The sequence below is a fragment of the Alloalcanivorax venustensis ISO4 genome (assembly GCF_015356855.1).
GTDB lineage: Bacteria > Pseudomonadota > Gammaproteobacteria > Pseudomonadales > Alcanivoracaceae > Alloalcanivorax > Alloalcanivorax venustensis.
On record NZ_ARXR01000021.1, the window covers coordinates 1 to 23,056 of the forward strand.

Consider the following 23,056-nt stretch of genomic DNA (forward strand, 5'->3'; position numbering starts at 1 on the left):
CCCCCGCCGGCGACGGCGAGCCGGTGCCGGCGCCGCTGGCCGGCAACATCTTCGAAGTGCTGGTCAAACCCGGGCAGCGGGTGGAAGAGGGCGAACGGGTGCTGGTGCTGGAAGCGATGAAAATGGAAACCGACGTGGCCGCGCCCCGCGCCGGCACCGTGGCCGGGGTGCGGGTGAAACCCGGTGACGCCGTGGCCGTGGGCGACGTGCTACTGACGATCGGGGGTTAAGCATGGAACAGCTCAATACCCTCTGGCTCAGCACCGGGCTCTATCAGCTCAGCGTCGGCCAGTTCGTGATGATCCTGGTGGGCCTGGTGCTGCTGTTCCTGGCCATCCGCAAGAACTTCGAGCCGCTGCTGCTGATCCCCATCGGCTTCGGCGGCATTCTCGCCAACATTCCGGTGGCCGGCTTGGCGGAACCCGGTGGCCTGCTCTATCTGATCTACGAGGCCGGCCTCACCACCGGCGTGTTCCCGCTGCTGATTTTCATGGGCGTGGGCGCAATGACCGACTTCGGCCCGCTGCTGGCCAACCCGCGCACTCTGCTGTTGGGCGCCGCCGCCCAGTTCGGCATTTTCGCCGCGCTGCTGGGGGCCCTGGCGCTCAATTATCTGGGGTTGGATTTCTCCCTGGCCGACGCCGCCAGTATCGGCATCATCGGCGGCGCCGACGGGCCCACCAGTATTTACGTCACCAGCCGGTTGTCGCCGGAGCTGCTCGGCGCGGTGGCGGTGGCGGCGTACTCCTACATGGCCCTGGTGCCGTTGATCCAGCCGCCGGTGATCCGGCTGCTGACCACCGAAAAGCAACGCCAGATTAAAATGGAGCAGCTGCGTCCGGTGGGCCGGCTGGAAAAAATCCTGTTCCCGATTCTGTTGCTGGTGCTGGTGGCGCTGCTGTTGCCGGACGCGGCACCGCTGCTGGGCATGTTCTGCTTCGGCAACCTGATGAAGGAATCCGGCGTGGTGAACCGCCTGGTGGACACCACCACCAATGCGCTGATCAACACCGTCACCATCCTGCTGGGCCTGGCGGTGGGCGCCAAGCTCGGCGCCGAACAGTTCCTGGTGCCGGAAACCCTGGGTATTCTGGTGCTGGGCCTGGCGGCGTTCGTGATCGGCACCGGCACCGGCGTGCTGATGGCGCATGTCATGAACCGCTTCAGCAAGATCCCCATCAATCCGATCATCGGCGCCGCCGGTGTGTCGGCGGTGCCCATGGCCGCCCGGGTGGCCAACCGGGTGGGCCTGGAAGCCAACCCGCAAAACCATTTGCTGATGCACGCCATGGGGCCTAATGTGGCCGGCGTTATCGGCTCCGCCGTCGCCGCCGGGGTCTTGCTTAATCTGGCTGGATAAATTCGGATATGAACGCCCACTGGCTCGAACGTCTCAATGCGCTGTTGTTCCGTTTGCGCCACGTCTGGGCGGTGGGCAGCTTCAGCCTGGGGCTGGCCAGTTATTTTCTGGTCGAGCGCCAGCCGTGGCTGGCGGCGGTGCTCACCGCCGTGCTGGTGGCCACCTGGCTGGTGCTGATCACCGAGAACATCTGGCTGCGCCGCTTCCGCGGCACGCCCATGGAGCAGGTCGCCCAGGGCGCCCTCAAGCTGATGCTGCAGGGCGTTCACCAGGAAGCCTTCTTCTTCAGCCTGCCGTTCGTGGTACTGCAGTGGTCCGGCGGCGCCGAGTATTTCCTTTTCACCGGAATGGTGGTCGCCGGCGCGCTGGTGAGCATCATCGACCCGCTGTACTTCCGGCTCGCCGGCCACCGCGCCTGGTATTTCGGCTTCCACGCCTGGGCGCTGTTCGTGGCGCTGCTGGTGCTGCTGCCGCTGATCTTTAAATGGCCCACCAACCAGGCCCTGGACGGCGCTGCTCTGTTGACCGCGCTGTTCGCGCTGCCCAGCTTCTGGCGGGTGGGCGGCCCGCGCCGCGCCTGGCGCTGGGCCGCACTGGTGCTGGTCTCCGTGTCGATTATCTCGGTGCCCTGGTGGGGCGCGCGGCTGGTGCCGCCGCTGAGCCTCTCCCTGGAGCACCGGGCGGTGTCGGTGAACTTCAACCGCGAACGCCGCCAGCCGCTGGTCACCGGTGAAACCTTCAGCCGGGAAGAGCTCGACGAAGGCCTGTACGCCTACACCGCCATCCGCGCGCCGCTGGGCCTGGGTCAGCCGGTCTACCATTACTGGTTCCATGGCCGCGAGCTGGTGGACAAGGTCCCGCTGAGCGTCACCGGCGGCCGCGAACAGGGCTACCGCACTTGGTCGCACAAACTGCATTTTCCTGACAACGCCAGCGGCCGCTGGCGGGTGGAAGTCCGCACCGCCAAGGAACAGATCATCGGCGTGCTGCGTTTCCATGTGACCGAACGCTGAGCCCGACCATGTGGCAGACCCTGCAAACCGCGCTCACGCCGTACATCCTGTCGCCGCTCACCGTGCTGTTGTGCCTGCTGGCCGCCGGCGGCTGGGTGCTGGGCGCCCGCCGCCTGGCCCGGCAAGGGCGCGCGCCCTCGGTGTGGCGCACGCTGTCGTTCTTCACCGGGTTGCTGCTCTGCTACGCGGTGATCCACACCCAGTTCGATTACTACGCCCGCTACATGTTCTTCATGCACCGCATTCAGCATCTGGTGCTGCACCACCTGGGCGCCTTCCTGATCGCCCTGGCCAACCCGCTGCCGGTGCTGGCGGCGGTGGCCGGCGGCCGCCGCTTCCCGTTGCTGGCGCGGGCCTTCGCGCCGCTGCGGCGGGTGCTGTTCGACCCGGTGGTGGCCACGCTGCTGTTCGTCGGCCTGATCTTCTTCTGGCTGTGGCCCTCGGTGCATTTCGACGCCATGCTCAGCCTGCGGCTCTACGAACTGATGAACTGGTCGATGCTGATCGACGGGGTGATTTTCTGGCTGGTGATCCTCGACCCCCGGGACCCGCGCCAGGCGCGCACCTCCGGCTTCGGCGTACGCTTTCTGATGCTGGTGGCGGCGCTGTTCCCGCAGATCCTGCTGGGCGCCTACATCACCTTCTCGGAGCCGGGCCTCTATGACGTCTACGCCATCTGCGGCCGCGCCTGGCCGCTCAGCCCCGCCACCGACCAGGTGCTGGGCGGCGTGCTCACCTGGATCCCGCCGGCCATGATGACCATCCTCGGCGCCCTGGTGGTGTTGAGGTACTACTTGAATTACGAACAGCGAGGAGACTGATATGCGCATCCCCGGTTTGCTGATCGCCCTGTTCGCGGTGCTGCTGGCGGGCTGCGGCGAGTCCCCCGTGGCATTCCACGGCAAGGACATCACCGGCGTCATGAACGATCTCAGCTTCACCCTCACCGACGAAAACGGCGACACCGTCACCGAAACCATCGTCGACGGCAAAGCGGTGGTGCTGTTCTTCGGCTACACCCACTGCCCCGACTACTGCCCGATGACGCTGACGCTGCTCGCCCAGGCCATGAACACCCTGTCCGAGCAGGAGCGCGAACAACTGCGCGTGCTGTTCATCAGTGTCGATCCGGAGCGTGACACGCCGGCCTTGCTCAAGGAGTACACCGAATACTTCGGCCCCGAGGTGATCGGCCTCACCGGCAGCAAGGACCAGCTCGACGACGTCACCAAGCGCTACCGCACCGCCTACGGGTACGGCGACAAGGACGAGGAGGGCAACTACGAGGTGTCCCACGGGCTGGCCATGTACGGCTTCGACAAGAGCGGCCGGGTGCGCCTGCTGATGCGCAACGACCAGCCCGTCGAACAGGTCGCCGACGACCTGAAAGCTCTCACCGACCTGTAACCGCGGCCATTGGATGGTGTGGTCCCTCCATCAGGGGCGAGATGCCGGGCAGGGCTGCCCGGCACCTCGCTGATGCGAAGCGGCCACCGCCACGGGTCAGAGAAACCGCCCGGACCTTTCTACGAAGCTCGGTTTGTGGGAACAGGCCTTGTGGTAGCCAGGCTTGGAGGAAATTGCCTTGTGCGAGCGGGCCATGCCCGCGAAAGGGAGCGAAGCTCCCGGCAAAGGTTGCCCCGCAGGATGCCAGAGACTTTTCTAACTTCAGCGCCAACAGCCTCTCTGGGATCCTGCCGGCCGGCAACGCCGGCCTTTCGCTTGCAAGGCAAGCTCCCACAACCCGAGCTTCGTAGAATGGTCCTGGCGGTGATTTGGACCCGTGGCGGTACCGCTGCAAAGTGAGCGGGGCAATGGTGGTGCCTGGAGGGAGCTGTTTGGCCAGGGAGGGCCAAACTAACAGCGGCCATGGATGGCTTACGCGGTCCCGGAAGGCACCACCATTGCACCGCGTCTCGGATACGGAGCACCGGAGACCTGAAGAACCCAGGTCTCTGGCATCCCGCCGGGAGCTTCGCTCCCTTTCGCGGGCGGGGCCCGCTCGCACAAGAGCTCCCACAGGCCTGGAATCAGGCGCTCTTTCGGAGCGCCTTGGCGGCTTCCACCATGTTGGCCAGGGCGCCTTCGGTTTCTTCCCATTTGCGGGTCTTGAGGCCGCAGTCCGGGTTCACCCAGAGGCGTTCCTTGGGCAGCCGCTGGGCGGCCTTTTCCATCAGCGCCACCATCCAGTCCACCTTCGGCTCGTTGGGCGAGTGGATGTCGTACACGCCCGGGCCGATGTCGTTGGGGTACTGGAAGTTTTCGAACGCTTCCAGCAGCTCCATGTTCGAGCGCGACGTTTCGATGGTGATCACGTCCGCGTCCATGGCGGCGATCGCTTCGATGATGTCGTTGAACTCCGAGTAGCACATGTGGGTGTGGATCTGGGTTTCGTCGGCCACGCCCACGGTGGCCAGGCGGAAGCAGTCCACCGCCCAGTCCAGGTACGCCTGCCAGTCGTCGCGGCGCAGCGGCAGGCCTTCGCGGAAGGCCGGCTCGTCGATCTGGATCACGCCGATGCCGGCGTTTTCCAGGTCCTGGACCTCGTCGCGCAGGGCCAGGGCGATCTGCCGGCAGGTGGTGTCGCGGGGCTGGTCGTCGCGCACGAAGGACCACTGCAGAATGGTCACCGGGCCGGTGAGCATGCCTTTCACCGGCTTGTCGGTGAGCGACTGGGCGAAGCGGGTCCAGTCCACGGTCATCGCCTTGGGGCGGCTCACGTCGCCGAAGATCACCGGCGGTTTCACGCAGCGCGAGCCGTAGCTCTGCACCCAGCCGAAGCGGGTGAAGGCGAAGCCCTCCAGCAGTTCGCCGAAGTATTCCACCATGTCGTTGCGTTCCGCTTCGCCGTGCACCAGCACGTCCAGGTCCACCTGTTCCTGGTAGCGCACTGCGCGGGTGATTTCCTGCTTCATCAGCTCGGTGTAGCCGCTGTCGTCCAGCTTGCCCGCTTTCCAGTCGCGCCGCGCGGCGCGGATTTCCTTGGTCTGCGGAAACGAGCCGATGGTGGTGGTGGGGTAGGCGGGCAGTTTCAACGCCGCCTGCTGTTTGCCGATGCGCTCGGCGAACGGGCTCAGCCGGTCGCGGGACACCTGGCCGGAGGCCGCCATGCGCTCGCCCACCGCCGGGTCGTGGATGCGCCGCGACTGGCCGCGCGCCGCCACCGCCTGGCGTTGCGCCTGCAGCGCCGGCTGCACGCCGTCGCCGCCGTCCAGGGCGCCGCCCAGCACCGCCAGTTCGTCGAGCTTCTGCTTGGCGAAGCTGAGCCAGCTTTTCAGTTCGTCGTCCAGGCGGTCTTCCTGGTCCAGGTCCACCGGGCTGTGCAGCAGCGAGCAGGAAGGCGCCAGCCACAGGCGCTCGCCCAGCTGCGCTTTCAGCGGGGTCAGGGTGTCGAGCAGGGCATCCAGGTCGGCGCGCCAGATATTGCGGCCGTTGATCACGCCCAGCGACAGCACCTTGTCGCCCAGGCGCGGCAGCACCTGATCCAGCGGATCGTTGCCGCGCACCCGGTCCAGGTGCAGGCCGGCCACCGGCAGTTGCAGGGCGGTGAACAGGTTGTCGCGCAGGCCTTCGAAGTAGGTGGCCAGCAGCAGTTTCACCGAGGCGGCGCCGGCGAGCTGGTCGTAGACACGCAGGTAGGCGCGCTGCCAGGCGTCGGGCAGGTCCAGGCAGAGAATCGGCTCGTCGATCTGCACCCAGGTCACGCCCTGGTCGGCGAAGCGCTGCAGAATGGTCCGGTACACCGGAATCAGATTTTCCAGCAGCGTCAGTTTGGCGCTGTCGGCGGCGCCGTCGAACGACTCGCCCTTGGACAGGTACAGGTAGGTCAGCGGCCCGGGGATCACCGGCTTGGCGTCCAGGTTCAGGGCGCGGGCTTCGTCCACCTGATCGAACAGAGTCTCGCGGGCGATGCGGAACTGCTGGTCCCCTTCCAGCTCCGGCACGATGTAGTGGTAGTTGGTATCGAACCACTTGGTCATCTCGCAGGCCGCCGCCGGCTCGCCGCTGGGGGCGCGGCCCCGGGCCATGCGGAACAGGGTGTCCAGGGACACCGGCTGATCGTCGGCCTGCTGGAAGCGCGGCGGCACCACGCCCAGCAGGCAGGAGAACTCGAGAATCTGGTCGTACCAGGCGAAGTCGCCCACCGGCACCGCGTCCAGGCCCGCTTCCGCCTGCAGCGTCCAGTGGCGCTCGCGCAGGCTGCGGCCCACGTGCTCCAGTTCGCTTTGCTGCAGGGTGCCGGCCCAATAGGCCTCGACCGCCTGTTTCAGTTCACGGCGGGCGCCGATACGGGGAAAGCCCAGGTTATGCAGGGTGGTCATGATGAATCCTTTGTCACGCGAAGAGGGGGAAGATCGATTGGCGGCTATTGTGGTCCACCCCTTAGTTGAGACAAAATCAAATATCTAATCGTTACTATGAGTGGTGCTCATGTCGTCAGTGCTTGAACTCCGCCACCTGGCCACCCTGCAGGCCATCGACGAGGCCGGCAGCCTGGTGGAGGCCGCCGAGCGCCTGCATGTCACCCAATCGGCGCTGTCCCACCAGCTCAAGGACCTGGAGCACCGGCTCGGGGTGGCGCTGATCGTGCGGCGCACCCGGCCGATCCGTTTCACCACCGCCGGTGGCCGGGTGCTGGCGCTGGCGCGCCAGGTGCTGCCCCAGGTGAGGCGCACCGAGACCGAGCTGCGGCGCCTGGCCGCCGGGCAGAGCGGGCGGCTGCACATCGCCATTGAGTGCCATTCCTGCTTTCAGTGGCTGATGCCGGCGCTGGACCGGTTCCGCGAGGCCTGGCCGGAAGTGGAGCTGGATTTGTCCGCGGCGTTCAGTTTCACGCCCCAGGCGGCGCTGGTGCGCGGCGACCTGGATATGGTGATCACGTCCGATCCGGTGGATAACGACGCGGTGCGCTATTTGCCGCTGTTCCGCTACGAGCTGGTGCTGGCGGTGGCGCGGCAGTCAGCGCTGGCCGGCGCCCGCGCGGTGGCGCCCCGGGCGCTGGCGGAGGAAACCCTGATCACCTACCCGGTGGAGCACGAGCGGCTGGATGTGTTCACCGCCTTTCTCGACCCGGCCGGGGTGGCGCCGGCGGCGCTGCGCACCGCCGAGCTGACGCCGATGATGGTGCAGCTGGTGGCCGCCGGCCGGGGCGTGGCGGCGTTGCCCAACTGGGCGCTCACCGAATACCTGGATCTGGATCTGGTGCGCGCGGTGCGGCTGGGTGAAGGGGAGGGCGTGTGGCGCACCCTGTACGCGGCGGTGCGCGACGGTGACGAGCAGGTGCCGTTTATTCAGGAATTCATGGATACCGCCCGCGCCCTGTGTTTCAGCAACCTCAGTGGTATCCGCCGCGCCGCCGGTTAGTGCGGCCCGTGCGGCGCCAGGGTGGTCACCCAGTAGTGATAGCGGGGCTTTTTCTGTCGTTGATAGCGCGCGCACACACGCTGCGCCTGGCTGTTGGAGTGGAAACGGCACATCAACAGGATTTGCCCGTTCTCGTCCCGCCGCCACAGGACGTACTGGGTGTTACCACTGGCCATAGGGGGTGCGGCTCAACGCGCTGTTGTAGTATCTGGGGTCGTCGGTGACTTCCTCGCCGAGCCAGGGCGGCCGCTCGAACGGCTGGTCCTCGCTGTCCAGCTCCACCTCGGCGACCACCAGGCCCTGGTTGTCGCCATGGAATTCGTCCACTTCCCAGACATGCTCGCCCACCTGGATGCGGTAGCGGGTTTTGTCGATCACGCCCTGCGGGCACATTTCCTTCAGCATGGCGTGGGCGTCGGCGGTGGGGATCGGGTATTCGAACTCACTGCGGCTGGCGCCGTGGGTCTTGCCCTTGATGGTCAGCCAGGCGCGGTCGCCTTGCACGCGCAACCGCACGGTAGCGCGGGGGTCGTGGCTCAGATACCCCTGGGTCAGACGTTCGCCTTCCTGGTTCGCCAGAAAGTCGACGCCCTTGGTGCGGAATTTTCTCTCGATTTCCACGGCCATGGTCGGACTCCTCGCTGTGGGTCTGTCGGTCAGAGGGTGTCGCGTTCGCCGTCCGGCACCAGGTCCCGGTTGCGCTGCAACTCGTCCACCGGGAAGCCTTTCTCCTCGGCGAGCCCGACCAGGGCCCGGTACTGGTCGTCCGGCAGCCGGGGCTGCCGCGCCAGAATCCACAGATACTCGCGGCCCGGTTCGCCGATCACCACGGTTTGGTAGTCCTTGTCCAGCGCGATCACCCAGTAATTCCCTTCGGCGACCTTGGGCAGCAGCCGGGAAAACCAGTTATCGAAACGGACCTTCAGCTTGGCGTTGTTGGAGCCGGGCACCACGCGGGCCTCGCCTTCCGCCACGCTGGGTTCGTCGTCCTCGCGCTGACAGCGGTTGACCACTTTCACCGAACCGTCGTCGTTGAGGCTGTAGGTGGCGGTGGAGTTGTAGCAGCCGCGCTGGAACCATTGCGGCAGGCGGGCGATTTCATGCCAGGTGCCCGCGTAACGCTGCAGATCCACCCGGTCCACCGTGGCCAGGGGCCGTTCGTCGCCGCCGCAGGCGGCCAGGAGCAGAGGCAGGCCCAGTAACAGGGCCTTATGGAGAGCCTTATGGAGAGTCATAGTCGGAATCCTTTCGACACTAATCCCATAGTTTAGCCGAAAACGCCCCGGGTTTGCGCAACCGTTCGGCCGTGGCTGGCCCGCGCTCGTCGGGGTGCCCAGGCATGCTATACTCCGCGGCCGATTCAGGGGGCGGAAGCGACCATGGACGCACCACGTTTAACAGTGCGGCAGCTCGGCTGCGAGCGGGACCACCGGATGCTGTTTGAGAATCTGGATTTTTCCGCGCGCAACGGCGAGATCTGGCAGGTGACCGGCGCCAACGGCGCCGGCAAGACCACGCTGTTGCGCATCCTGGTGGGCCTGCACGGCTTTTACCAGGGGCGGGTCGAGTGGTCGTCGCCGTTGCCGCCGTCGCTGCTTTACCTGGGGCACCAGCCCGGCGTGCGTGAGGAACTCACCGCCCGCGAAAACCTCGAATACAACCGTGCCCTCAGCGGCCAGACCGGCGACCCGGACGCGGCGCTGGCGGCGCTGGATCTGTACGGTTTCGAGGACGTGCCGGCGGGGCGTTTGTCCGCCGGGCAGCAGCGCCGCATCGCGCTGGCCCGGCTGTGGCTGGACGGCAAGGACGTGTGGATTCTCGACGAGCCGTTCACCGCCATCGACCAGCAGGGGGTGGCCGCGCTGGATCAGCGGCTGCGCCAGGCGGCGGCGCAGGGGGTGCTGGTGATCTACACCTCGCACCACCGGGTCGGCGACGGCGTGCACCGCCTGCATCTGGGTGAGGATAGGGAGGTGGCCCGATGAGCGCGCCGACCCTGGGCGCCGTCTGGCGCGCCTCGCTGCGCCGGGAGCTGACGCTGATCTGGCGCTCGCCGGCGGACATCGTGCAGCCGCTGTTTTTTTTCGTGGTGGTGGTGAGCCTGTTTCCGCTGGCCCTGTCGCCGAAGCCGGCGCTGCTGGCCCTGGTGGCCCCCGGCGCGGTCTGGGTGGCGGCGCTGCTGGCGGTGATGCTGTCCCTGGACGGCCTGTTCCGCCGCGACCAGGAGAGCGGCGCGCTGGATCTGCTGCTCACCGCGCCGGTGGTGAGCGTGGTGCCGGTGGCCGCCAAGCTGCTCGCCCACTGGTTGCTGACAGGGTTGCCGCTGGCGCTGATCGCGCCGCTGCTGGGCTACATGCTGCAGCTGCCGGTGGCGGTGCTGGATACGCTGATGGTGAGCGTGTTGCTGGGCACGCCCACGCTCACCGTGGTGGGCGCCATCGGCGCGGCGCTCACGGTGGGCCTTAACCGCGGTGGTATCCTTCTGGCGGTTCTGGTGCTGCCCCTTTATGTGCCGGTGCTGGTGTTCGGCGCGGGCGTGGTGCGCACCGCCCTGGACGGCCTGCCCACCGGCGGTCTGCTGGCGGTGCTGGGGGCGATTCTGGCGCTGGCGGTGAGCCTCGGCCCGGTGGCCGTGGCGCTGGGCCTGCGCATCAGCGCCGGCGACTGATCGCCGCAGCTCTATTCAGGTGTTGTATGTGGAAAACGATTAAACGCTGGTACCACCAACTGGGCTCGCCCCGGTACTTCTACCGTTTCTGCGAGGCGGTGCTGCCGTGGCTGGTGCCGGTGTCGCTGGCGCTGCTGGCGGTGGGGCTGATCTGGGGGCTGGTGTACGCCCCGGTGGAGCGCTACCAGGGCGACAGCTATCGCATCATCTATATTCACGTGCCGGCCTCCAGCGGCGCCCTGATGGGCTACATCGCCATGGGCGTGGCCGGGCTGGTGGCGCTGGTCTGGCGCATGAAGATGGCCGAGGTGATGCTCAAGGCGCTGGCGCCGTTCGGCGCCGCCCTGGCGGCGGTGTCGCTGCTCACCGGCGCGCTCTGGGGCAAGCCCACCTGGGGCACCTACTGGCAGTGGGACGCGCGCATGACGTCGATGCTGATCCTGCTGTTCCTGTACCTGGGCATCATGGCGCTGCAGAACGCCATCCGCGATCCGCGCCAGGCGGCCCGCGCCGCCGCCCTGCTGGCGGTGGTGGGCGTGATCAACGTGGTGATCGTCAAGTATTCGGTGGAGTGGCTCAACACCCTGCACCAGGGCGCCACCCTCAAGGTGGTGGGGGAGTCGTCCATCGACGCCTCGATGAAATGGCCGCTGCTGATCAGCATGGCCGGGCTCTGGTTGCTGTACGCCGCCAACGTGCTGATCCGCGCCCGCACCGAGGTGCTCAGCCGCGAGCGCCGCAGCGGCTGGGTGCGCCGGCTGGTCCGTGACGAGGAGGCGTGATCATGTTCGACCCCTATTTCGACAGTGTCGCCGCCTTTATCGCCATGGGCGAGCACGGCTTTTTCGTATGGAGCGCCTACGGACTCAGCGCGCTTCTGATCGTCACCAATATGCTGGTGGCGGTGCGACGGCAGGGACGGGTGCGGGCCGAGATCGCCCGCCAGGCGCGCCGCGACGGCGCCAGGACATCGCCCAAGGCCGGCACATCGTCCAACAGTGTGGAGAGTAATCAATGAATCCGGTTCGCAAACAACGTCTATTCGTGGTGCTGGCGGTGCTCGCGGGCCTGGCCGTGGCGGTGGGGCTGGCGGTCTACGCCCTGCGTCAGAACATCAATTTGTTCTATACGCCGCAGCAAATCGTTAACGGTGAGGCGCCGGTGGGTGCCAAAATGCGCGTCGGCGGTCTGGTCGAGGACGGCTCGGTGCAGCGGGACCCGGACACACTGGACGTGGTCTTCACGGTCACCGATGGAAAGGGTAGCTTTGCTATTCACTACCAGGGCATTCTTCCCGACCTGTTCCGCGAGGGCCAGGGCGTGGTCGCCAACGGCACCCTGGTGAGCCGTGACCGTTTCGAGGCGGACGAGGTCCTGGCCAAACACGATGAGACCTATATGCCGCCGGAGGTACAGGATGCACTGGAAAAAGCCGGGCACCCGGGCAGCAAGCCCGGCGCTAAGGAAGAAGACGCCGGTTACCCCAAGGGCGATTACGACTAATCGGTTTGAGCGCCGAGTGAGCCATCAATGAGCCAAGTGATCATCCTGGTCGACGACCCGGCGGACTGGGCCGCCTATTACCCCACCCGCCATCTGCTTTCGGCGCGGGACTATCTGCAGGCGGCCCAGCCCGTGTGCACCGACAAGAAAGTGCAGGTGATCAACCTGTGCCGCAGCTATAAATACCTGTCGCCCGGCTATTACTGCTCGCTGCTGGCGGAAGCGCGCGGCCAGCGCGTGCTGCCGTCGGTGCGCACGGTCAACGACCTCAGCCGCAAGGCGCTGTACGGCCTGCATTTCGAGCGCTTCGAAGCGGCCCTCGACAAAGCCATGAAGAAGCAGGGCGGCGACGCCACCCGCGTCACCCTGACGCTCTATTTCGGTCACGCGGAGCAGGACGGGCTCAACGACCTGGGCCGCCAGATCTTCGATCAGATGCCCTGTCCGATCCTGCGCGTCTCCTTCCGCCGCCGGGAAGAGTGGACCCTGGAATCGATCCGCCCGGTGAGCCTCAAGCAGCTCAAGGGGCACGAGGAAGACGCCTTCGCCCGCGCCCTGGAACAGTTCAACGCGCGCGTGTGGCGCAACCCCCGCCGCCGGCGCGGCGACCGTTACGACCTGGCCATGCTGGTGGACGACAAAGAAGCCATGCCGCCCAGCAACCGCGCCGCGCTCAAACGCTTTATCAAGGCCGGCCGGCAGCTGGGCATCAAGGTGGACCCCATCGACCGCGACGCCTACACCCGCCTGGGTGAGTACGACGGCCTGTTCATCCGCGAGACCACCGGCATCGACCACCACACCTACCAGTTCGCCCGCAAGGCGGAGCAGGAAGGCATGGTGGTGATCGACGACCCCGGCTCGATCCTGCGCTGCACCAACAAGATCTACCTGGCCGAGCTGATGCAGGCCAACGGCGTGCCGGTGCCGCCCACCGCCTTCGTGTTCGACGACTCCGAAGCGCAGGCGGACAGCCTGATCGCCGAGCTGGGCCTGCCGATGGTGCTGAAGATTCCCGACGGCAGCTTTTCGCGGGGCATCAGCAAGGTGAAGGACAAAGCCGAGCTGCGCGCCGCGCTCAGCGGTTACCTGAAGCAGTCCGCGGTGGTGCTGGCCCAGGCGTTCATGTACACCGACTACGACTGGCGCATCGGCGTGCTCAACAACCGGCCGTTGTTCGCCTGCCAGTACTTCATGAGCAAGGGCCACTGGCAGATCTACCACCACAAGGACGGCGGCAAGACCAGCTCCGGGCGCTTCGCCACCCTGCCGGTGCGCGACGTGCCCGCCAAGGTGCTGCGCATGGCGCTCAAGGCGGCGCGGCTGATGGGCAACGGCCTGTACGGCGTGGACCTGAAGCAGTCCGGCGATCAGGTGGTGGTGATCGAAGTCAACGACAACCCCAACGTGGACGCCGGCGTCGAGGACCTGTGGCTGGGCGAGGATCTGTACCGGCAGATCATGCTGGAATTCCTGCGCCGCATGGAAGCCCGCCGGCTGGGGCTGCCGCTCTAGATGCTGGGCTGGATGCGCAAGAACCTGCTGCGCCGGGAAACCCGCCGCTGGGTCGATGAGGGCCTGGTGGAGCCGTTCCAGGCGGAGCGCATCCTCAACCGCTACGGCACCTCCCTGAACGATACCGGCCCCTCGGCGCTGGGGCTGCTCACCGGCCTGGCCGGCCTGTTCGCCGGGCTGGCCCTGCTGTTGCTGGTGTCCGCCAACTGGGAGCAGCTGCCGCGCCTGGCCCGCTTCGCCGGCCTGGTCACCCTGACCGCCGTGCTCAACGGCTGGGGCGTGCTGCGCCTGGCCCGCGCCGGCAGCGGCGGCGGCCTGCTGTTCCTGGGCGGTTTCGCCTACGGCGCCTCGATCATGCTCACCGGGCAGATGTACCACCTGGGCGAGCACTTCCCCAACGGCCTGCTGCTCTGGGCCCTGGGCCTGGTGCCGCTGACCCTGCTCAGCGGCGGCCGCCTGCTGGCGCTGCAGGGCCTGGCGGTGGCGGTGGCCTGGATGCTGCTGGAATACCGCTTCGCCGCCCCCTGGCTGATGCCGCTGTTTCTGGCGGTGGCGTTCTGGGTGGCCTGGCGCCGCCGGGTCGCCGGGCTCGCCCTGGCGACACTGGCCGCCACCGCCCTGTGGCTGAACCTGATGCTGGCCTGGGTCTACGCCACCGACTTCGGCCCCCAGGCCCAGGAGGGCATGATCAGCTTCAACCTGGGCCTGCTGGTGCTGGCCGGCGCGCTCGCCGCCCGCCCGGCCTGGTGGAGCGCCGGCGCCGGTAACTGGATGCCCCGGCTCACGGTGCTGGCGATCCTGCCGTTCACCTTCGTGGACGGCTGGGAGCACTACCTGGCCTACGCCTGGACCTGGCTCGATCCGGGTCTGTGGGCGGCGCTGGTGGCGCTGCTGGCGGCGGCCCTGCTGGGCCGGCCCCTGGTGGCGCCGGCGGTGGCCGCCCTGCTGATCGCGGTGCACACCGGCGGCGTGCCCGACCAGGCCCTGGTCTGGGCGGTGGCGTCGAATCTGCTGTTGTTGCTGCTGGCCATGCACTGGATGCGGCGCGGCCTGCTGGAAGGCGAGGGCGGCCTCTATGTCACCGGGCTGGTCGCCATCCTCATCCTGGCGCTGCTGCGCTACCTGGACCTGATCGGCGGCTATCTGGGCGCCGCCGGGCTGTTCCTCGGCATGGCGGCGCTGCTGTTCGTCGCCGGCCGCTACTGGCGCCGCCGGGAGGCGCGCTCATGAGCCGCCGCCGGCTGGCCGCGCTGGTGGCCGCGGTGCTGCTGCAGCTGGCGGTGCTGGGCGGCCTGTTCGTGTACAGCCAGTACCCGCTGTGGGTGGGCACCGAGGTGCGCCTGGCCACCGTGCCGGTGGACCCGCGCGACCTGTTCCGGGGCCAGTACGTGCGCCTGAACTACGCCCTGTCCCGCCAGCCGCTGCCCGAGATGGAGCTGCCCCGCGCCGGTGATCCGGTGTTCGTGCGCTTGCAGCGGGACGGCGCGCTGTGGCGGGCGGACGGCGTGCGTTTACGGGAACCGGACGGCGAGCGGCTGTATCTGCGCGGTACCATTGAGCGGGTCAGCGGTGGTGAACTGCACATTCGTTACGGTATCGAAGCCTGGTTCGCGGCGCCGGAAGAGGCGTTGCGGCTGGAACGGGAGCTGGCCGAAGGCGGCGTGGCCCGGGTCCGCATCGCGCCGGACGGCCGTGCCGCGCTGGTGGCCGTGGAGGCCGGTGGCGGGGAATCGGCGCCCTAGCCGGCGGGCCGGGCGCCGCGGGCGTCAGCCCAGCATCTTGCTGATAAAGCCGCTCTCTTTCTCGATGGTGCCGGCGAACGGCGCCAGCGCGTGCATGCGCTCGGTGTGCGCCGCCAGGTTCGGGTAGCGGCCGGCGTCCACGGTCTCGCCGCCATGGCGGAAATTCACCAGCTGGCTGGCCACGGCGATGTCCGCCACGGTGAGGCTGTCGCCGACCAGATACTCACGGCCGTCCAGCTCCTGCTCCAGATAATCCAGCATCGGCGGAATGCGGCTCTCCAGCGCCTTGGCGATGGCCTCCTCGTCGCAGTCCTGGCCCATCAGACGCTTCACGATCCGGTTACGGAACACGGTGAAGGTGCAGTGCGGCGCCAGCTCGTAGTCCGCGTACTTTTCGAACCACAGGGTGCGCGCGTACTGGAACGGGTCGCTGGGGTAGAGCGCCGGCTCCGGGTGGGTTTTCTCCAGGTAGGCGCAGATCACCGCCGAATCGGCGAGATAGCGGCCGTCCACTTCCAGCGCCGGGATCCGCTGCAGCGGGCTGATCTTCTCGTAGCCCTCGGGTTTGTTGTTGGGGTCCACGTGCACCGCTTCGTAGTCCAGGCCCTTCAGGGCCAGCACCACGCGGGTCTTGCGGACGAAGGGCGACATCACCGCGCCGTACAGTTTCATGGGCATGCGTTTTCTCTCCCGGTTGGTTTTTTGGCAGGCGTTTTTTACAGGCATCTAGGGATAAAGCAGAGCGGGTGGCGGGTCAATGACCACTTCCGGCAAATTTTTCCTTGACGACCGGGGCGCCGATTTCTATCCTACGCGCCGCTTGAGAGCACCGGGTCCCCTTCGTCTAGTGGCCCAGGACACCGCCCTTTCACGGCGGTAACAGGGGTTCGACTCCCCTAGGGGACGCCACTCTTTATAAGCGGGAATAGCTCAGCTGGTAGAGCACAACCGTGCCAAGGGTGGGGTCGCGAGTTCGAATCTCGTTTCCCGCTCCAAAATCAAAAGGGACCCGACCGGGTCCCTTTTTTTATGCCACCTCTTTGTGGAACCACCACTTGTGGGAGCGGGCCTGGCCCGCGAAAGGCCGGCGACGCCGGCCGGCAAAGGTTGCCCCGCAGTATCCCAGAGACTTTTATCGTTCCCGTGTTCGGTGCTCCGTATCCGAGACGCGGTGCAATGGTGGTGCCTTCCGGGACCGCTCAAGCCATCCATGGCCGCTGTTAGTTTGGCCCTCCCTGGCCAAACAGCTCCCTCCAGGCACCACCATTGCCCCGCTCACTTTGCAGCGGCACCGCCACGGGTCAGAGCACCGCCCGGACCTTTCTACGAAGCGGGCCTTTTGCTTGCAGGCAAGCCCCCACAATTCTTGCTTCCTTAGGGGCGCTTGGCAGTACCTCCCCGGGGCCGTACCATGAGGCAGTCTTAGAGAGGGACCATGGCCCGATTACACCCCCGCCTTCACGATGCGATCCGTCTGCTTCCGGCTCACCGGCCGGCTCACCTGTTGACCCGGCACTCCGTGCGGGAGCTGGCCAAGAATGGCTTCGCCGACTACCGCCTGCCGCTCACCGCGGAAGGCGTGGCGATGGCCCGTGAGTGGGGCGCCCGTCTGGAGCGCCCGGTGCAGGCGTTCTATTCCAGCCCGGTGGGCCGCTGCGTGGACACCGCCACCGCCATGGCGGAGGGCGCCCTGGAGGCGGGCCTGATCCCGGCGATGCCGGAGGTGGTCACCGACCCGACCCTGGTGGAACCCGGCTGCTACGTGGAAGACATCAACCGGGTGGGGCCGACCTTTCTCAAGATGGGGGCGCTGAGCTTTCTCAACCAGCACCTGAAAACCCCGTTCGAAGGCATGCTGTCGCCGGCGGCGGGCCGCGCCAAGCTGGCTTCGTATCTGTACCAGCGCGAGCCGGAGCCGGGTTCACTGGCGGTGCACGTGACCCATGACACCATTCTCGCCGTGCTGGTGGCGGAGCTGGAAGGCCGCGACGCCATCGACGAGGAACACTGGCCGTGGATGATGGAAGGGCTGTGGGTGTGGTTCGAGGACGCCCGCATGCACTGGGTGTGGCGCGGTCATCACGGGCACCGGGAACTGGCGCTGGCTTGAATCGTGCGGTGCCGCCCCCATCTGTGTTGCTTGTTTCTTTTCCGCAGCCGGCGAGGTGATGTTTGTCTGCCCTGACCCTTCGTAATCTCACCAAGACCTACGCCAACGGTGTCGAGGCGCTCAAAGGCATCGACCTGACCGTGGAGCGGGGTGATTTCTTCGCGCTGCTGGGCCCCAACGGCGCCGGCAAGTCCACCACCATCGGCATCGTCAGTTCGCTGGTCAACAAGACCGGCGGCGAGGTCACCATCCTCGGCCACTCCCTGGACCAGGAACGGGAACTGGCCAAGCAGAAGATCGGCGTGGTGCCCCAGGAATTCAATTTCAGCCAGTTCGAAAAGGTGTTCGACATCGTCGTCACCCAGGCGGGCTTCTACGGCATTCCCGCGCCGCTGGCCCGGCAGCGCGCCGAGAAGTACCTGCGCAAGCTGGGGCTGTGGGACAAGCGCAAGAACCAGGCCCGCTCCCTGTCCGGGGGCATGAAGCGCCGGCTGATGATCGCCCGCGCCCTGGTTCATGAGCCGGAGCTGCTGATCCTCGATGAGCCCACCGCCGGGGTGGACATTGAGCTGCGCCGCTCCATGTGGGATTTCCTGATCGGCCTCAACAACGAGGGCCGCACCATTATTCTCACCACCCACTATCTGGAAGAGGCGGAGTCCCTGTGCCGCCGCATCGCCATCATCGACCACGGCCGCATCGTCGAGAACACCGACATGAAGTCGCTGCTGGAAAAGCTGCAGGTGGAAACCTTCATCCTGGATCTGGCCCGGCCGGTGGACCACGCGCCGGAGCTGCCCGGTTTCGACGTGCACCTGCGCGACGCCGGCACCCTGGAAGTGGCGGTGCCGAAGACGCAGAGCCTGAACCAGTTGTTCGTGGCCCTGGCGGAGCAGAATTTCGAAGTAATGAGCATGCGTAACAAAGCCAACCGTCTCGAGGAGTTGTTCGTGCGCCTGGTGAAACAGAACCTGCCTGAACAGAACCCGCAGCGGGAGAACGCCTCATGACGCTGCATCAACAATGGGTCGCTTTCCTGACCATCGTCACCAAGGAAGTGCGCCGCTTCCTGCGCATCTGGCCGCAGACGCTGCTGCCGCCGGCGATCACCATGACCCTGTATTTCGTGATCTTCGGCAACCTGGTGGGCAGCCGCATCGGCGAGATGGGCGGCTTCGATTACATGCAGTACATCGTGCCCGGCCTGATCATGATGAGCGTGATCCAGAACAGCTACGGCAACGTGGTCAGTTCGTTCTTTTCCACCAAGTTCCAGCACTCCATCGAGGAGATGCTGGTGTCGCCGATGTCGCCGTTCGTGATCCTGTCCGGCTTCGTGGTGGGCGGCATGGTGCGCGGCATCATGGTGGGCGGCATCGTCACCACGGTGAGCCTGTTCTTCACCGATCTCGACGTGCAGCACGCCTGGATCACCCTGCTGGTGGTGGCGATGACCTCGGCGCTGTTCGCCCTGGGCGGCTTTATCAACGCCATCTTCGCCAACAACTTTGACGACATCAGCATCATTCCCAACTTTATTCTCACGCCGCTGACCTACCTGGGCGGGGTGTTCTACTCCCTGGACCTGCTCTCCGAATTCTGGCGCACCGTGACCCTGGTGAACCCCATCGTCTACATGGTCAACGCCTTCCGCTACGGCGTGCTGGGTGTGAGCGACGTCAACGTATACGCCTCCCTGGCTGCTATCTTCGCCTTTACGGTAGTGTTCTTTCTGCTGGCGCTGTGGCTGCTGCGGCGGGGCACCGGAATTCGCGGGTAATCGACATGAGCTTTCTCAACGACACGCCGCTGGGCCGCACCAGCGCTTTCATCGACCAGTACACCCCTTCGTTGCTGTGCCCGGTGCCCCGTTGGGACGCCCGCGAAAGCCTGGACCTGGACACCGCCGCCGAAGGCGAGCCGCGGCTGCCGTTCCACGGCCAGGACATCTGGAACGCCTATGAGTTGTCCTGGCTCAACGAGCGCGGCAAGCCGGTGGTGGCCATGGCCGAGCTGGTGGTGCCGTGCATCTCACCGAACATCATCGAATCCAAGTCGCTGAAGCTCTATCTGAACTCGTTCGCCAACACCCGCTTCGCGTCCCGCGAGGCGGTGATCAAGGCGATCGCCGGCGACCTGGCCCAGGTGGCCGGGGCACCGGTGGACGTGCGCGTCATGAGCATGGAGGAAGCGGCCCGCGCCGCGGTCTGGGACGACCACGGCGACAGCGTCGATCATCTCGACGTGGCGTTCGAGCATTTCGAGTACCGCCCGGATCTGCTGTTCACCGAACAGGGGCCGGAGCGCAACGGCGCGCTGGTGTCGCACCTGCTGCGCAGCCACTGCCCGGTCACCAATCAGCCGGACTGGGGCACGGTTCAGGTGCGCTACACCGGCGCCGAGATCAGCCCGGCCAGCTTTCTGCGCTACGTGGTCTCGCTGCGCAACCACCAGGGCTTCCACGAACAGATCATCGAGCAGATGTTCGTCGACCTGAAGCGCCAGTGCGCGCCCCGCCACCTGTCGGTGTACGGCCGCTTCACCCGCCGCGGCGGCCTCGACATCAACCCGTTCCGCTCGGACTACGAAGACCTGCCGCGCAACCTGCGCACCATCCGCCAGTAGCGACTGTGGGAGCGGGTTGTGGGAGCGGGCTGTGGGAGCGGGCCCTGCCCGCGAAAGGGCGGTCCCAGACCGCCCGGCAGGATCCCAGAGACCTCGACGGCTAGCCCGCGCCGAGCGGCCAGCCAAAGCCGATCCACACCCCCAGCAGCACCGACCAGCCGGCCAGCAGCGCCAGGCTGTAGGGCAGCATCAGCGCGATCAGCGTGCCGATGCCGGTGTCGCTCCGGTAACGGCGGGCGAAGCCCAGCACCAGGGCGAAGTAGGGCATCAGCGGGGTAATGATGTTGGTGCTGGAATCGCCCACCCGGTAGGCGGCCTGAGTGGCTTCCGGATCGATGCCCACCAGCATCAGCATGGGCACGAACACCGGCGCCAGGATGCCCCACTTGGCGGAGGCGCTGCCGATCATCAGGTTGATCAGGGCCACCAGCCCCACGAACAACAGCAGCAGCGCCACGGTCGGCAGATTCAGGCCGCCCAGCCAGGCGGCGCCCTTGATCGCCAGCACCAGCCCCAGCTGGCTGTAGCTGAACCAGGCCACGAACTGGGCGGCGAAGAACATCAGCACCAGGTAACCGGACATCGAGCTCATGGTGGTTTCCATCGCCTCGATGATGCCGCCGGCGGAGCGGAAGCGGCCGCTCACCCGCCCGTAGACGGCGCCGCACAGCCCCGCCAGCAGCGCGATCAGCACCACCAGCGACGACATGAACGGCGACTGCAGCAGGCCGCCGTCCTCACCGCGCAGCGGCGCGTCCGCCGGCGCCACCAGCAACACCACCGCAATCACGCCCAGCGCCAGCACCGCCAGAGTCCAGCCCAGGGCGCGGCGATCCATGTGCGGCGCCAGGTCCTGGTCGTCGTTGTCGGCGGGCCGGTCGGCCACGCGCGGCTCGGTGATGCGCACCGTGACCAGCGACACCACGGCGGTGACCAGCACCGTGGAGACCATGATGAACCAGTAGTTGCCCGCCGCCGACACCACGCGGTCGGGCTCGACGATCGCCGCCGCCTCCGTGGACAGGCCGGCGAGCACCGCGTCCACCGGGCCGAGCAGCAGGTTGGCGCTGTAGCCGCCGGACACCGCCGCGAACGCGGTGGCGATGCCGGCCAGCGGCGAGCGGCCGGCCAGCTGGAACAGAAAGCCGGCGAGGGGAATCAGCACCACATAGCCGGCGTCGAAGGCGAGGCTCGACATCACCCCGGCGAACGCCACCGTCACCACCAGCGTGCGGTGCGAGGCGCGCCGCACCAGCGCCGCCAGGCTGGCGCCCAGCAGGCCGGAATGCTCGGCGATGCCCAGCCCCAGCATCGCCACCAGCACCACGCCCAGCGGTGCGAAACCGGTGAAGTTGGTGACCATCTCGCTGAACAGATAGGTAAGGCCGTCGCCGTCGAGCAGCGAGCGCACCTCAATGGCGCGGTCCTCCAACGGATGCGTGGCGGTCAGGCCCACCGCCGCCAGCAGCGCGCTCAGCGGCAGCATCAACAGACACAGCCAGACGAACAGCAGGGTGGGGTGCGGCAGGCGGTTGCCGGCGCGTTCCAGCCGGGCCAGCCAGCCGGAGGACGGTTCAGCCATAGCGGTTCTCCTTAGAGCCGTACTTGTTGTTGTATCTTGGCCGCCGCCTTGCCCATCACATCCAGCACTTTTTCCCGGTCGCGGTCGGGCAGGCTCTCGGAGTGCACATGCAGCGCGAAGCCTTCCGTCTCGAAATCCACGGCCACGGTCTTGCGCTTCTTCAGGTCCGAGGCGGAGCGGGCCAGGGCCTTCAGTATGCGGTTTTTGTCCACGTTGTGAATGCGCTCCAGGTCCATGTGCAGGCCGAACCCGGTGGTGGCGACGCTCACGAAGCGTTGCTTGCCGCCGGCGTTGCGCTTCAGTGCCTGGGCCTCGAACACCGGGATCGGCCGGCTGAAGCCCTTCGCCGTCACCTCGCCCACATTGCGGCAGCGCACCCGGTCCTTGATCAGCTCATGGGTGCTTTCCGAGATCAGCACCTGCCCCGGCCGGCAGGCGGATTCCAGCCGGCTGGCCAGGTTCACGTCGGTGCCGAGGATGGTGTAGTCCATGCGGCTGTCGGTGCCGAAGTTGCCCACCGTCACATAGCCGGTGTTGATGCCGATGCGGATTTCCAGCTTCTGGGTGATGCCCTCGCGTTGCCAGCGCTGGCGCAGAAAGCGCATGTGCTGCTGCATTTCGATGGCCATGGCGGCGCACCGGTAGGCGTCTTCCTGGGCGCCCTCGCTTTTCGGGTCGCCGAAGAACACCATCACCGCATCGCCGATGAACTTGTCGATGGTGCCGCCGTGGCGCAGGGCGATGCGCGTCATCTCGCTGAGGTAGGTGTTGAGCATGCGGGTCAGGGTGTCCAGCGGCAGCTCCTCGGAGATCGCGCTGAAACCCTTGATGTCCGAGAAGAACACCGTCAGCCGTTTACGCCGGGTCTCCAGCTTGGCGTCGCGCTTGCCGGAAAACAGCGAGCCCCAGATCTGCGGCGGCAGATACTTGGCCAGCTTGCGCGACATCTCCACCGCCTGTTGCTGTTGCTCGCGCACCCGGATCTGCGCCTGGCGCAGGAACTGCGCCTGACGGTTGGCATAGAAGGAACTGGCGCCCACGTACAGCCCCAGCCCCACCAGCGACAGCACCGACACACTCAGCGGCACCGTGGTGGGGGTGGGCGGCACGCCCAGCAGCAGTGACGCCAGGGCGGCGCCGCCCAGCGTCATCAGCACGTTCAGCAGCCAGGGGCGCAGGCCGCCGCTGCTTACCGCGTTGGCGTGCACGATGATCAGCAGCACCAGGCTCGGCACCACCGCGAAGTGCAGCAGCGCGCAGGCCACCCCGATGATCGCCGCGTCCAGCTGCATCACCACCGGCGAGAAATGCTCCGGCAGCAGGTCCTTGCGCTGGCCCACCACCACCAGGGTCTGCACCAGCAGCGGATAGGCCAGCAGGCCGGCCACGCCGAGCAGATAGTGGGAGGGATAAAGCTGCAGGCCGACACCGGCCATCAGAATGGTCGCCGCCACCACGAAGGCAAGCAGGCGGATATAATTGCTCAGCCGGCGCGCGCGCTCCATCGGATCCAGATAGGGCTTGCGGGGGCGGTTCTTGGATGTACTCATGCACTGCCAATCAGGACGTTTGTC

The 23,056-nt window shown here is 66.8% G+C and carries 25 protein-coding genes and 2 tRNA genes; 20 read left to right on the forward strand and 7 right to left on the reverse strand.

The window, feature by feature from the left end:
* From ISO4_RS11790 to ISO4_RS11810, 5 genes are all read left to right on the forward strand, one after another.
* On the forward strand, window positions 1–230 hold a 230-nt coding region (locus tag ISO4_RS11790), incomplete at its 5' end, for a biotin/lipoyl-containing protein (RefSeq protein ID WP_194856346.1).
* A gap of 2 nt (window positions 231–232) precedes the next feature.
* On the forward strand, window positions 233–1,360 hold the full coding sequence (locus tag ISO4_RS11795) for a sodium ion-translocating decarboxylase subunit beta (protein WP_194856347.1): 1,128 nt from the start codon (window positions 233–235) through the stop codon (window positions 1,358–1,360).
* 8 nt (window positions 1,361–1,368) lie between these two features.
* Window positions 1,369–2,373, forward strand: coding sequence for a DUF5924 family protein (locus ISO4_RS11800; protein WP_194856348.1), 1,005 nt, complete (start codon window positions 1,369–1,371; stop codon window positions 2,371–2,373).
* An 8-nt stretch (window positions 2,374–2,381) separates the two neighbouring features.
* A complete protein-coding gene (locus ISO4_RS11805) occupies window positions 2,382–3,194 on the forward strand; it encodes a cytochrome c oxidase assembly protein (RefSeq protein ID WP_194856349.1) in 813 nt (270 codons plus the stop codon).
* 1 nt (window position 3,195) lies between these two features.
* Entirely contained in the window at window positions 3,196–3,780 is a 585-nt protein-coding gene (locus ISO4_RS11810; protein WP_194856350.1) for an SCO family protein, read from the forward strand.
* Window positions 3,781–4,403: 623 nt separating this feature from the next.
* Here ISO4_RS11810 and metE read toward each other — a convergent pair.
* On the reverse strand, window positions 4,404–6,695 hold the full coding sequence (gene metE, locus ISO4_RS11815) for a 5-methyltetrahydropteroyltriglutamate--homocysteine S-methyltransferase (protein ID WP_194856351.1): 2,292 nt from the start codon (window positions 6,693–6,695) through the stop codon (window positions 4,404–4,406).
* Window positions 6,696–6,813: 118 nt separating this feature from the next.
* Between metE and ISO4_RS11820 the strand changes: the two genes are divergently transcribed.
* Window positions 6,814–7,737 (forward strand): LysR family transcriptional regulator, encoded by a 924-nt coding sequence (locus ISO4_RS11820; RefSeq protein WP_142950170.1) that lies wholly within the window; start codon window positions 6,814–6,816, stop codon window positions 7,735–7,737.
* On the opposite strand, the gene ISO4_RS11825 is transcribed toward ISO4_RS11820, so the two are convergent.
* Genes ISO4_RS11825 through ISO4_RS11835 form a run of 3 tightly spaced genes read right to left on the reverse strand, consistent with a single transcriptional unit; the run spans window position 7,734 to window position 8,972 of the window.
* On the reverse strand, window positions 7,734–7,913 hold the full coding sequence (locus tag ISO4_RS11825; RefSeq protein WP_142950168.1) for a hypothetical protein: 180 nt from the start codon (window positions 7,911–7,913) through the stop codon (window positions 7,734–7,736). The genes ISO4_RS11820 and ISO4_RS11825 overlap by 4 nt on opposite strands.
* Entirely contained in the window at window positions 7,900–8,364 is a 465-nt protein-coding gene (locus ISO4_RS11830; protein ID WP_194856352.1) for a CYTH domain-containing protein, read from the reverse strand. Before ISO4_RS11830 ends, ISO4_RS11825 begins: the two co-directional genes overlap by 14 nt.
* Before the next feature lie 29 nt (window positions 8,365–8,393).
* The gene (locus ISO4_RS11835) at window positions 8,394–8,972 is read right to left on the reverse strand and encodes a lipocalin family protein (RefSeq protein ID WP_194856353.1); all 579 of its coding nucleotides are present in this window, start codon (window positions 8,970–8,972) and stop codon (window positions 8,394–8,396) included.
* 144 nt (window positions 8,973–9,116) lie between these two features.
* Between ISO4_RS11835 and ccmA the strand changes: the two genes are divergently transcribed.
* From ccmA to ISO4_RS11875, 8 genes are read left to right on the forward strand one after another with little or no spacing between them, the layout of a single operon-like run.
* On the forward strand, window positions 9,117–9,722 hold the full coding sequence (gene ccmA, locus ISO4_RS11840) for a cytochrome c biogenesis heme-transporting ATPase CcmA (RefSeq protein ID WP_194856354.1): 606 nt from the start codon (window positions 9,117–9,119) through the stop codon (window positions 9,720–9,722).
* Window positions 9,719–10,405, forward strand: coding sequence for a heme exporter protein CcmB (gene ccmB, locus ISO4_RS11845; RefSeq protein ID WP_228548091.1), 687 nt, complete (start codon window positions 9,719–9,721; stop codon window positions 10,403–10,405). Before ccmA ends, ccmB begins: the two co-directional genes overlap by 4 nt.
* A 26-nt stretch (window positions 10,406–10,431) precedes the next feature.
* A complete protein-coding gene (gene ccmC / locus ISO4_RS11850; protein WP_194856355.1) occupies window positions 10,432–11,187 on the forward strand; it encodes a heme ABC transporter permease CcmC in 756 nt (251 codons plus the stop codon).
* A gap of 2 nt (window positions 11,188–11,189) precedes the next feature.
* Window positions 11,190–11,423, forward strand: a complete 234-nt coding sequence (ccmD, locus tag ISO4_RS11855; protein WP_194856356.1) for a heme exporter protein CcmD — start codon at window positions 11,190–11,192, stop codon at window positions 11,421–11,423.
* The gene (gene ccmE, locus ISO4_RS11860) at window positions 11,420–11,908 is read left to right on the forward strand and encodes a cytochrome c maturation protein CcmE (protein ID WP_142950161.1); all 489 of its coding nucleotides are present in this window, start codon (window positions 11,420–11,422) and stop codon (window positions 11,906–11,908) included. Before ccmD ends, ccmE begins: the two co-directional genes overlap by 4 nt.
* A 27-nt stretch (window positions 11,909–11,935) precedes the next feature.
* Entirely contained in the window at window positions 11,936–13,423 is a 1,488-nt protein-coding gene (locus tag ISO4_RS11865; protein WP_194856357.1) for a RimK family protein, read from the forward strand.
* The gene (locus ISO4_RS11870) at window positions 13,424–14,653 is read left to right on the forward strand and encodes a DUF2157 domain-containing protein (protein WP_194856358.1); all 1,230 of its coding nucleotides are present in this window, start codon (window positions 13,424–13,426) and stop codon (window positions 14,651–14,653) included.
* Window positions 14,650–15,165: a GDYXXLXY domain-containing protein gene (locus tag ISO4_RS11875; protein ID WP_194856359.1), complete on the forward strand. Its 516-nt coding sequence runs from the start codon at window positions 14,650–14,652 to the stop codon at window positions 15,163–15,165. The genes ISO4_RS11870 and ISO4_RS11875 overlap by 4 nt, the downstream gene beginning before the upstream one ends.
* A 24-nt stretch (window positions 15,166–15,189) precedes the next feature.
* Here the strand turns inward: ISO4_RS11875 and ISO4_RS11880 are convergent, their stop codons facing one another.
* The gene (locus tag ISO4_RS11880) at window positions 15,190–15,843 is read right to left on the reverse strand and encodes a glutathione S-transferase family protein (protein ID WP_142950157.1); all 654 of its coding nucleotides are present in this window, start codon (window positions 15,841–15,843) and stop codon (window positions 15,190–15,192) included.
* Between the two features lie 155 nt (window positions 15,844–15,998).
* Between ISO4_RS11880 and ISO4_RS11885 the strand changes: the two genes are divergently transcribed.
* The 6 genes from ISO4_RS11885 (at window position 15,999) to queF (ending at window position 19,900) form a co-directional block, all read left to right on the forward strand.
* A tRNA-Glu gene (locus tag ISO4_RS11885) sits at window positions 15,999–16,074 on the forward strand.
* Window positions 16,075–16,084: 10 nt separating this feature from the next.
* A tRNA-Gly gene (locus ISO4_RS11890) sits at window positions 16,085–16,160 on the forward strand.
* Between the two features lie 440 nt (window positions 16,161–16,600).
* On the forward strand, window positions 16,601–17,275 hold the full coding sequence (locus ISO4_RS11895) for a histidine phosphatase family protein (RefSeq protein WP_142950156.1): 675 nt from the start codon (window positions 16,601–16,603) through the stop codon (window positions 17,273–17,275).
* Between the two features lie 62 nt (window positions 17,276–17,337).
* Window positions 17,338–18,285: an ABC transporter ATP-binding protein gene (locus tag ISO4_RS11900; RefSeq protein ID WP_194856360.1), complete on the forward strand. Its 948-nt coding sequence runs from the start codon at window positions 17,338–17,340 to the stop codon at window positions 18,283–18,285.
* Complete coding sequence (locus ISO4_RS11905; RefSeq protein ID WP_194856361.1) at window positions 18,282–19,055, forward strand: ABC transporter permease; 774 nt, start codon at window positions 18,282–18,284, stop codon at window positions 19,053–19,055. The genes ISO4_RS11900 and ISO4_RS11905 overlap by 4 nt, the downstream gene beginning before the upstream one ends.
* Before the next feature lie 5 nt (window positions 19,056–19,060).
* Window positions 19,061–19,900 (forward strand): NADPH-dependent 7-cyano-7-deazaguanine reductase QueF, encoded by an 840-nt coding sequence (queF, locus tag ISO4_RS11910; RefSeq protein WP_194856362.1) that lies wholly within the window; start codon window positions 19,061–19,063, stop codon window positions 19,898–19,900.
* A 100-nt stretch (window positions 19,901–20,000) separates the two neighbouring features.
* On the opposite strand, the gene ISO4_RS11915 is transcribed toward queF, so the two are convergent.
* Entirely contained in the window at window positions 20,001–21,482 is a 1,482-nt protein-coding gene (locus tag ISO4_RS11915; RefSeq protein ID WP_194856363.1) for an AbgT family transporter, read from the reverse strand.
* An 11-nt stretch (window positions 21,483–21,493) separates the two neighbouring features.
* A complete protein-coding gene (locus ISO4_RS11920; RefSeq protein ID WP_194856364.1) occupies window positions 21,494–23,032 on the reverse strand; it encodes an adenylate/guanylate cyclase domain-containing protein in 1,539 nt (512 codons plus the stop codon).
* Window positions 23,033–23,056: the final 24 nt, after the last annotated feature.

Excerpts from the sequence above, each read along its gene's own strand:
- ISO4_RS11795 (WP_194856347.1), top strand. The coding sequence starts at position 233 with ATGGAACAGCTCAATACCCTCTGGCTCAGCACCGGGCTCTATCAGCTC.
- ISO4_RS11800 (WP_194856348.1), top strand. The coding sequence starts at position 1,369 with ATGAACGCCCACTGGCTCGAACGTCTCAATGCGCTGTTGTTCCGTTTG.
- ISO4_RS11805 (WP_194856349.1), top strand. The coding sequence starts at position 2,382 with ATGTGGCAGACCCTGCAAACCGCGCTCACGCCGTACATCCTGTCGCCG.
- ISO4_RS11810 (WP_194856350.1), top strand. The coding sequence starts at position 3,196 with ATGCGCATCCCCGGTTTGCTGATCGCCCTGTTCGCGGTGCTGCTGGCG.
- metE (WP_194856351.1), bottom strand. The coding sequence starts at position 6,695 with ATGACCACCCTGCATAACCTGGGCTTTCCCCGTATCGGCGCCCGCCGT.
- ISO4_RS11825 (WP_142950168.1), bottom strand. The coding sequence starts at position 7,913 with ATGGCCAGTGGTAACACCCAGTACGTCCTGTGGCGGCGGGACGAGAAC.
- ISO4_RS11830 (WP_194856352.1), bottom strand. The coding sequence starts at position 8,364 with ATGGCCGTGGAAATCGAGAGAAAATTCCGCACCAAGGGCGTCGACTTT.
- ISO4_RS11835 (WP_194856353.1), bottom strand. The coding sequence starts at position 8,972 with ATGACTCTCCATAAGGCTCTCCATAAGGCCCTGTTACTGGGCCTGCCT.
- ccmA (WP_194856354.1), top strand. The coding sequence starts at position 9,117 with ATGGACGCACCACGTTTAACAGTGCGGCAGCTCGGCTGCGAGCGGGAC.
- ccmB (WP_228548091.1), top strand. The coding sequence starts at position 9,719 with ATGAGCGCGCCGACCCTGGGCGCCGTCTGGCGCGCCTCGCTGCGCCGG.
- ccmC (WP_194856355.1), top strand. The coding sequence starts at position 10,432 with ATGTGGAAAACGATTAAACGCTGGTACCACCAACTGGGCTCGCCCCGG.
- ccmD (WP_194856356.1), top strand. The coding sequence starts at position 11,190 with ATGTTCGACCCCTATTTCGACAGTGTCGCCGCCTTTATCGCCATGGGC.
- ccmE (WP_142950161.1), top strand. The coding sequence starts at position 11,420 with ATGAATCCGGTTCGCAAACAACGTCTATTCGTGGTGCTGGCGGTGCTC.
- ISO4_RS11865 (WP_194856357.1), top strand. The coding sequence starts at position 11,936 with ATGAGCCAAGTGATCATCCTGGTCGACGACCCGGCGGACTGGGCCGCC.
- ISO4_RS11870 (WP_194856358.1), top strand. The coding sequence starts at position 13,424 with ATGCTGGGCTGGATGCGCAAGAACCTGCTGCGCCGGGAAACCCGCCGC.
- ISO4_RS11875 (WP_194856359.1), top strand. The coding sequence starts at position 14,650 with ATGAGCCGCCGCCGGCTGGCCGCGCTGGTGGCCGCGGTGCTGCTGCAG.
- ISO4_RS11880 (WP_142950157.1), bottom strand. The coding sequence starts at position 15,843 with ATGCCCATGAAACTGTACGGCGCGGTGATGTCGCCCTTCGTCCGCAAG.
- ISO4_RS11895 (WP_142950156.1), top strand. The coding sequence starts at position 16,601 with ATGGCCCGATTACACCCCCGCCTTCACGATGCGATCCGTCTGCTTCCG.
- ISO4_RS11905 (WP_194856361.1), top strand. The coding sequence starts at position 18,282 with ATGACGCTGCATCAACAATGGGTCGCTTTCCTGACCATCGTCACCAAG.
- queF (WP_194856362.1), top strand. The coding sequence starts at position 19,061 with ATGAGCTTTCTCAACGACACGCCGCTGGGCCGCACCAGCGCTTTCATC.
- ISO4_RS11915 (WP_194856363.1), bottom strand. The coding sequence starts at position 21,482 with ATGGCTGAACCGTCCTCCGGCTGGCTGGCCCGGCTGGAACGCGCCGGC.
- ISO4_RS11920 (WP_194856364.1), bottom strand. The coding sequence starts at position 23,032 with ATGAGTACATCCAAGAACCGCCCCCGCAAGCCCTATCTGGATCCGATG.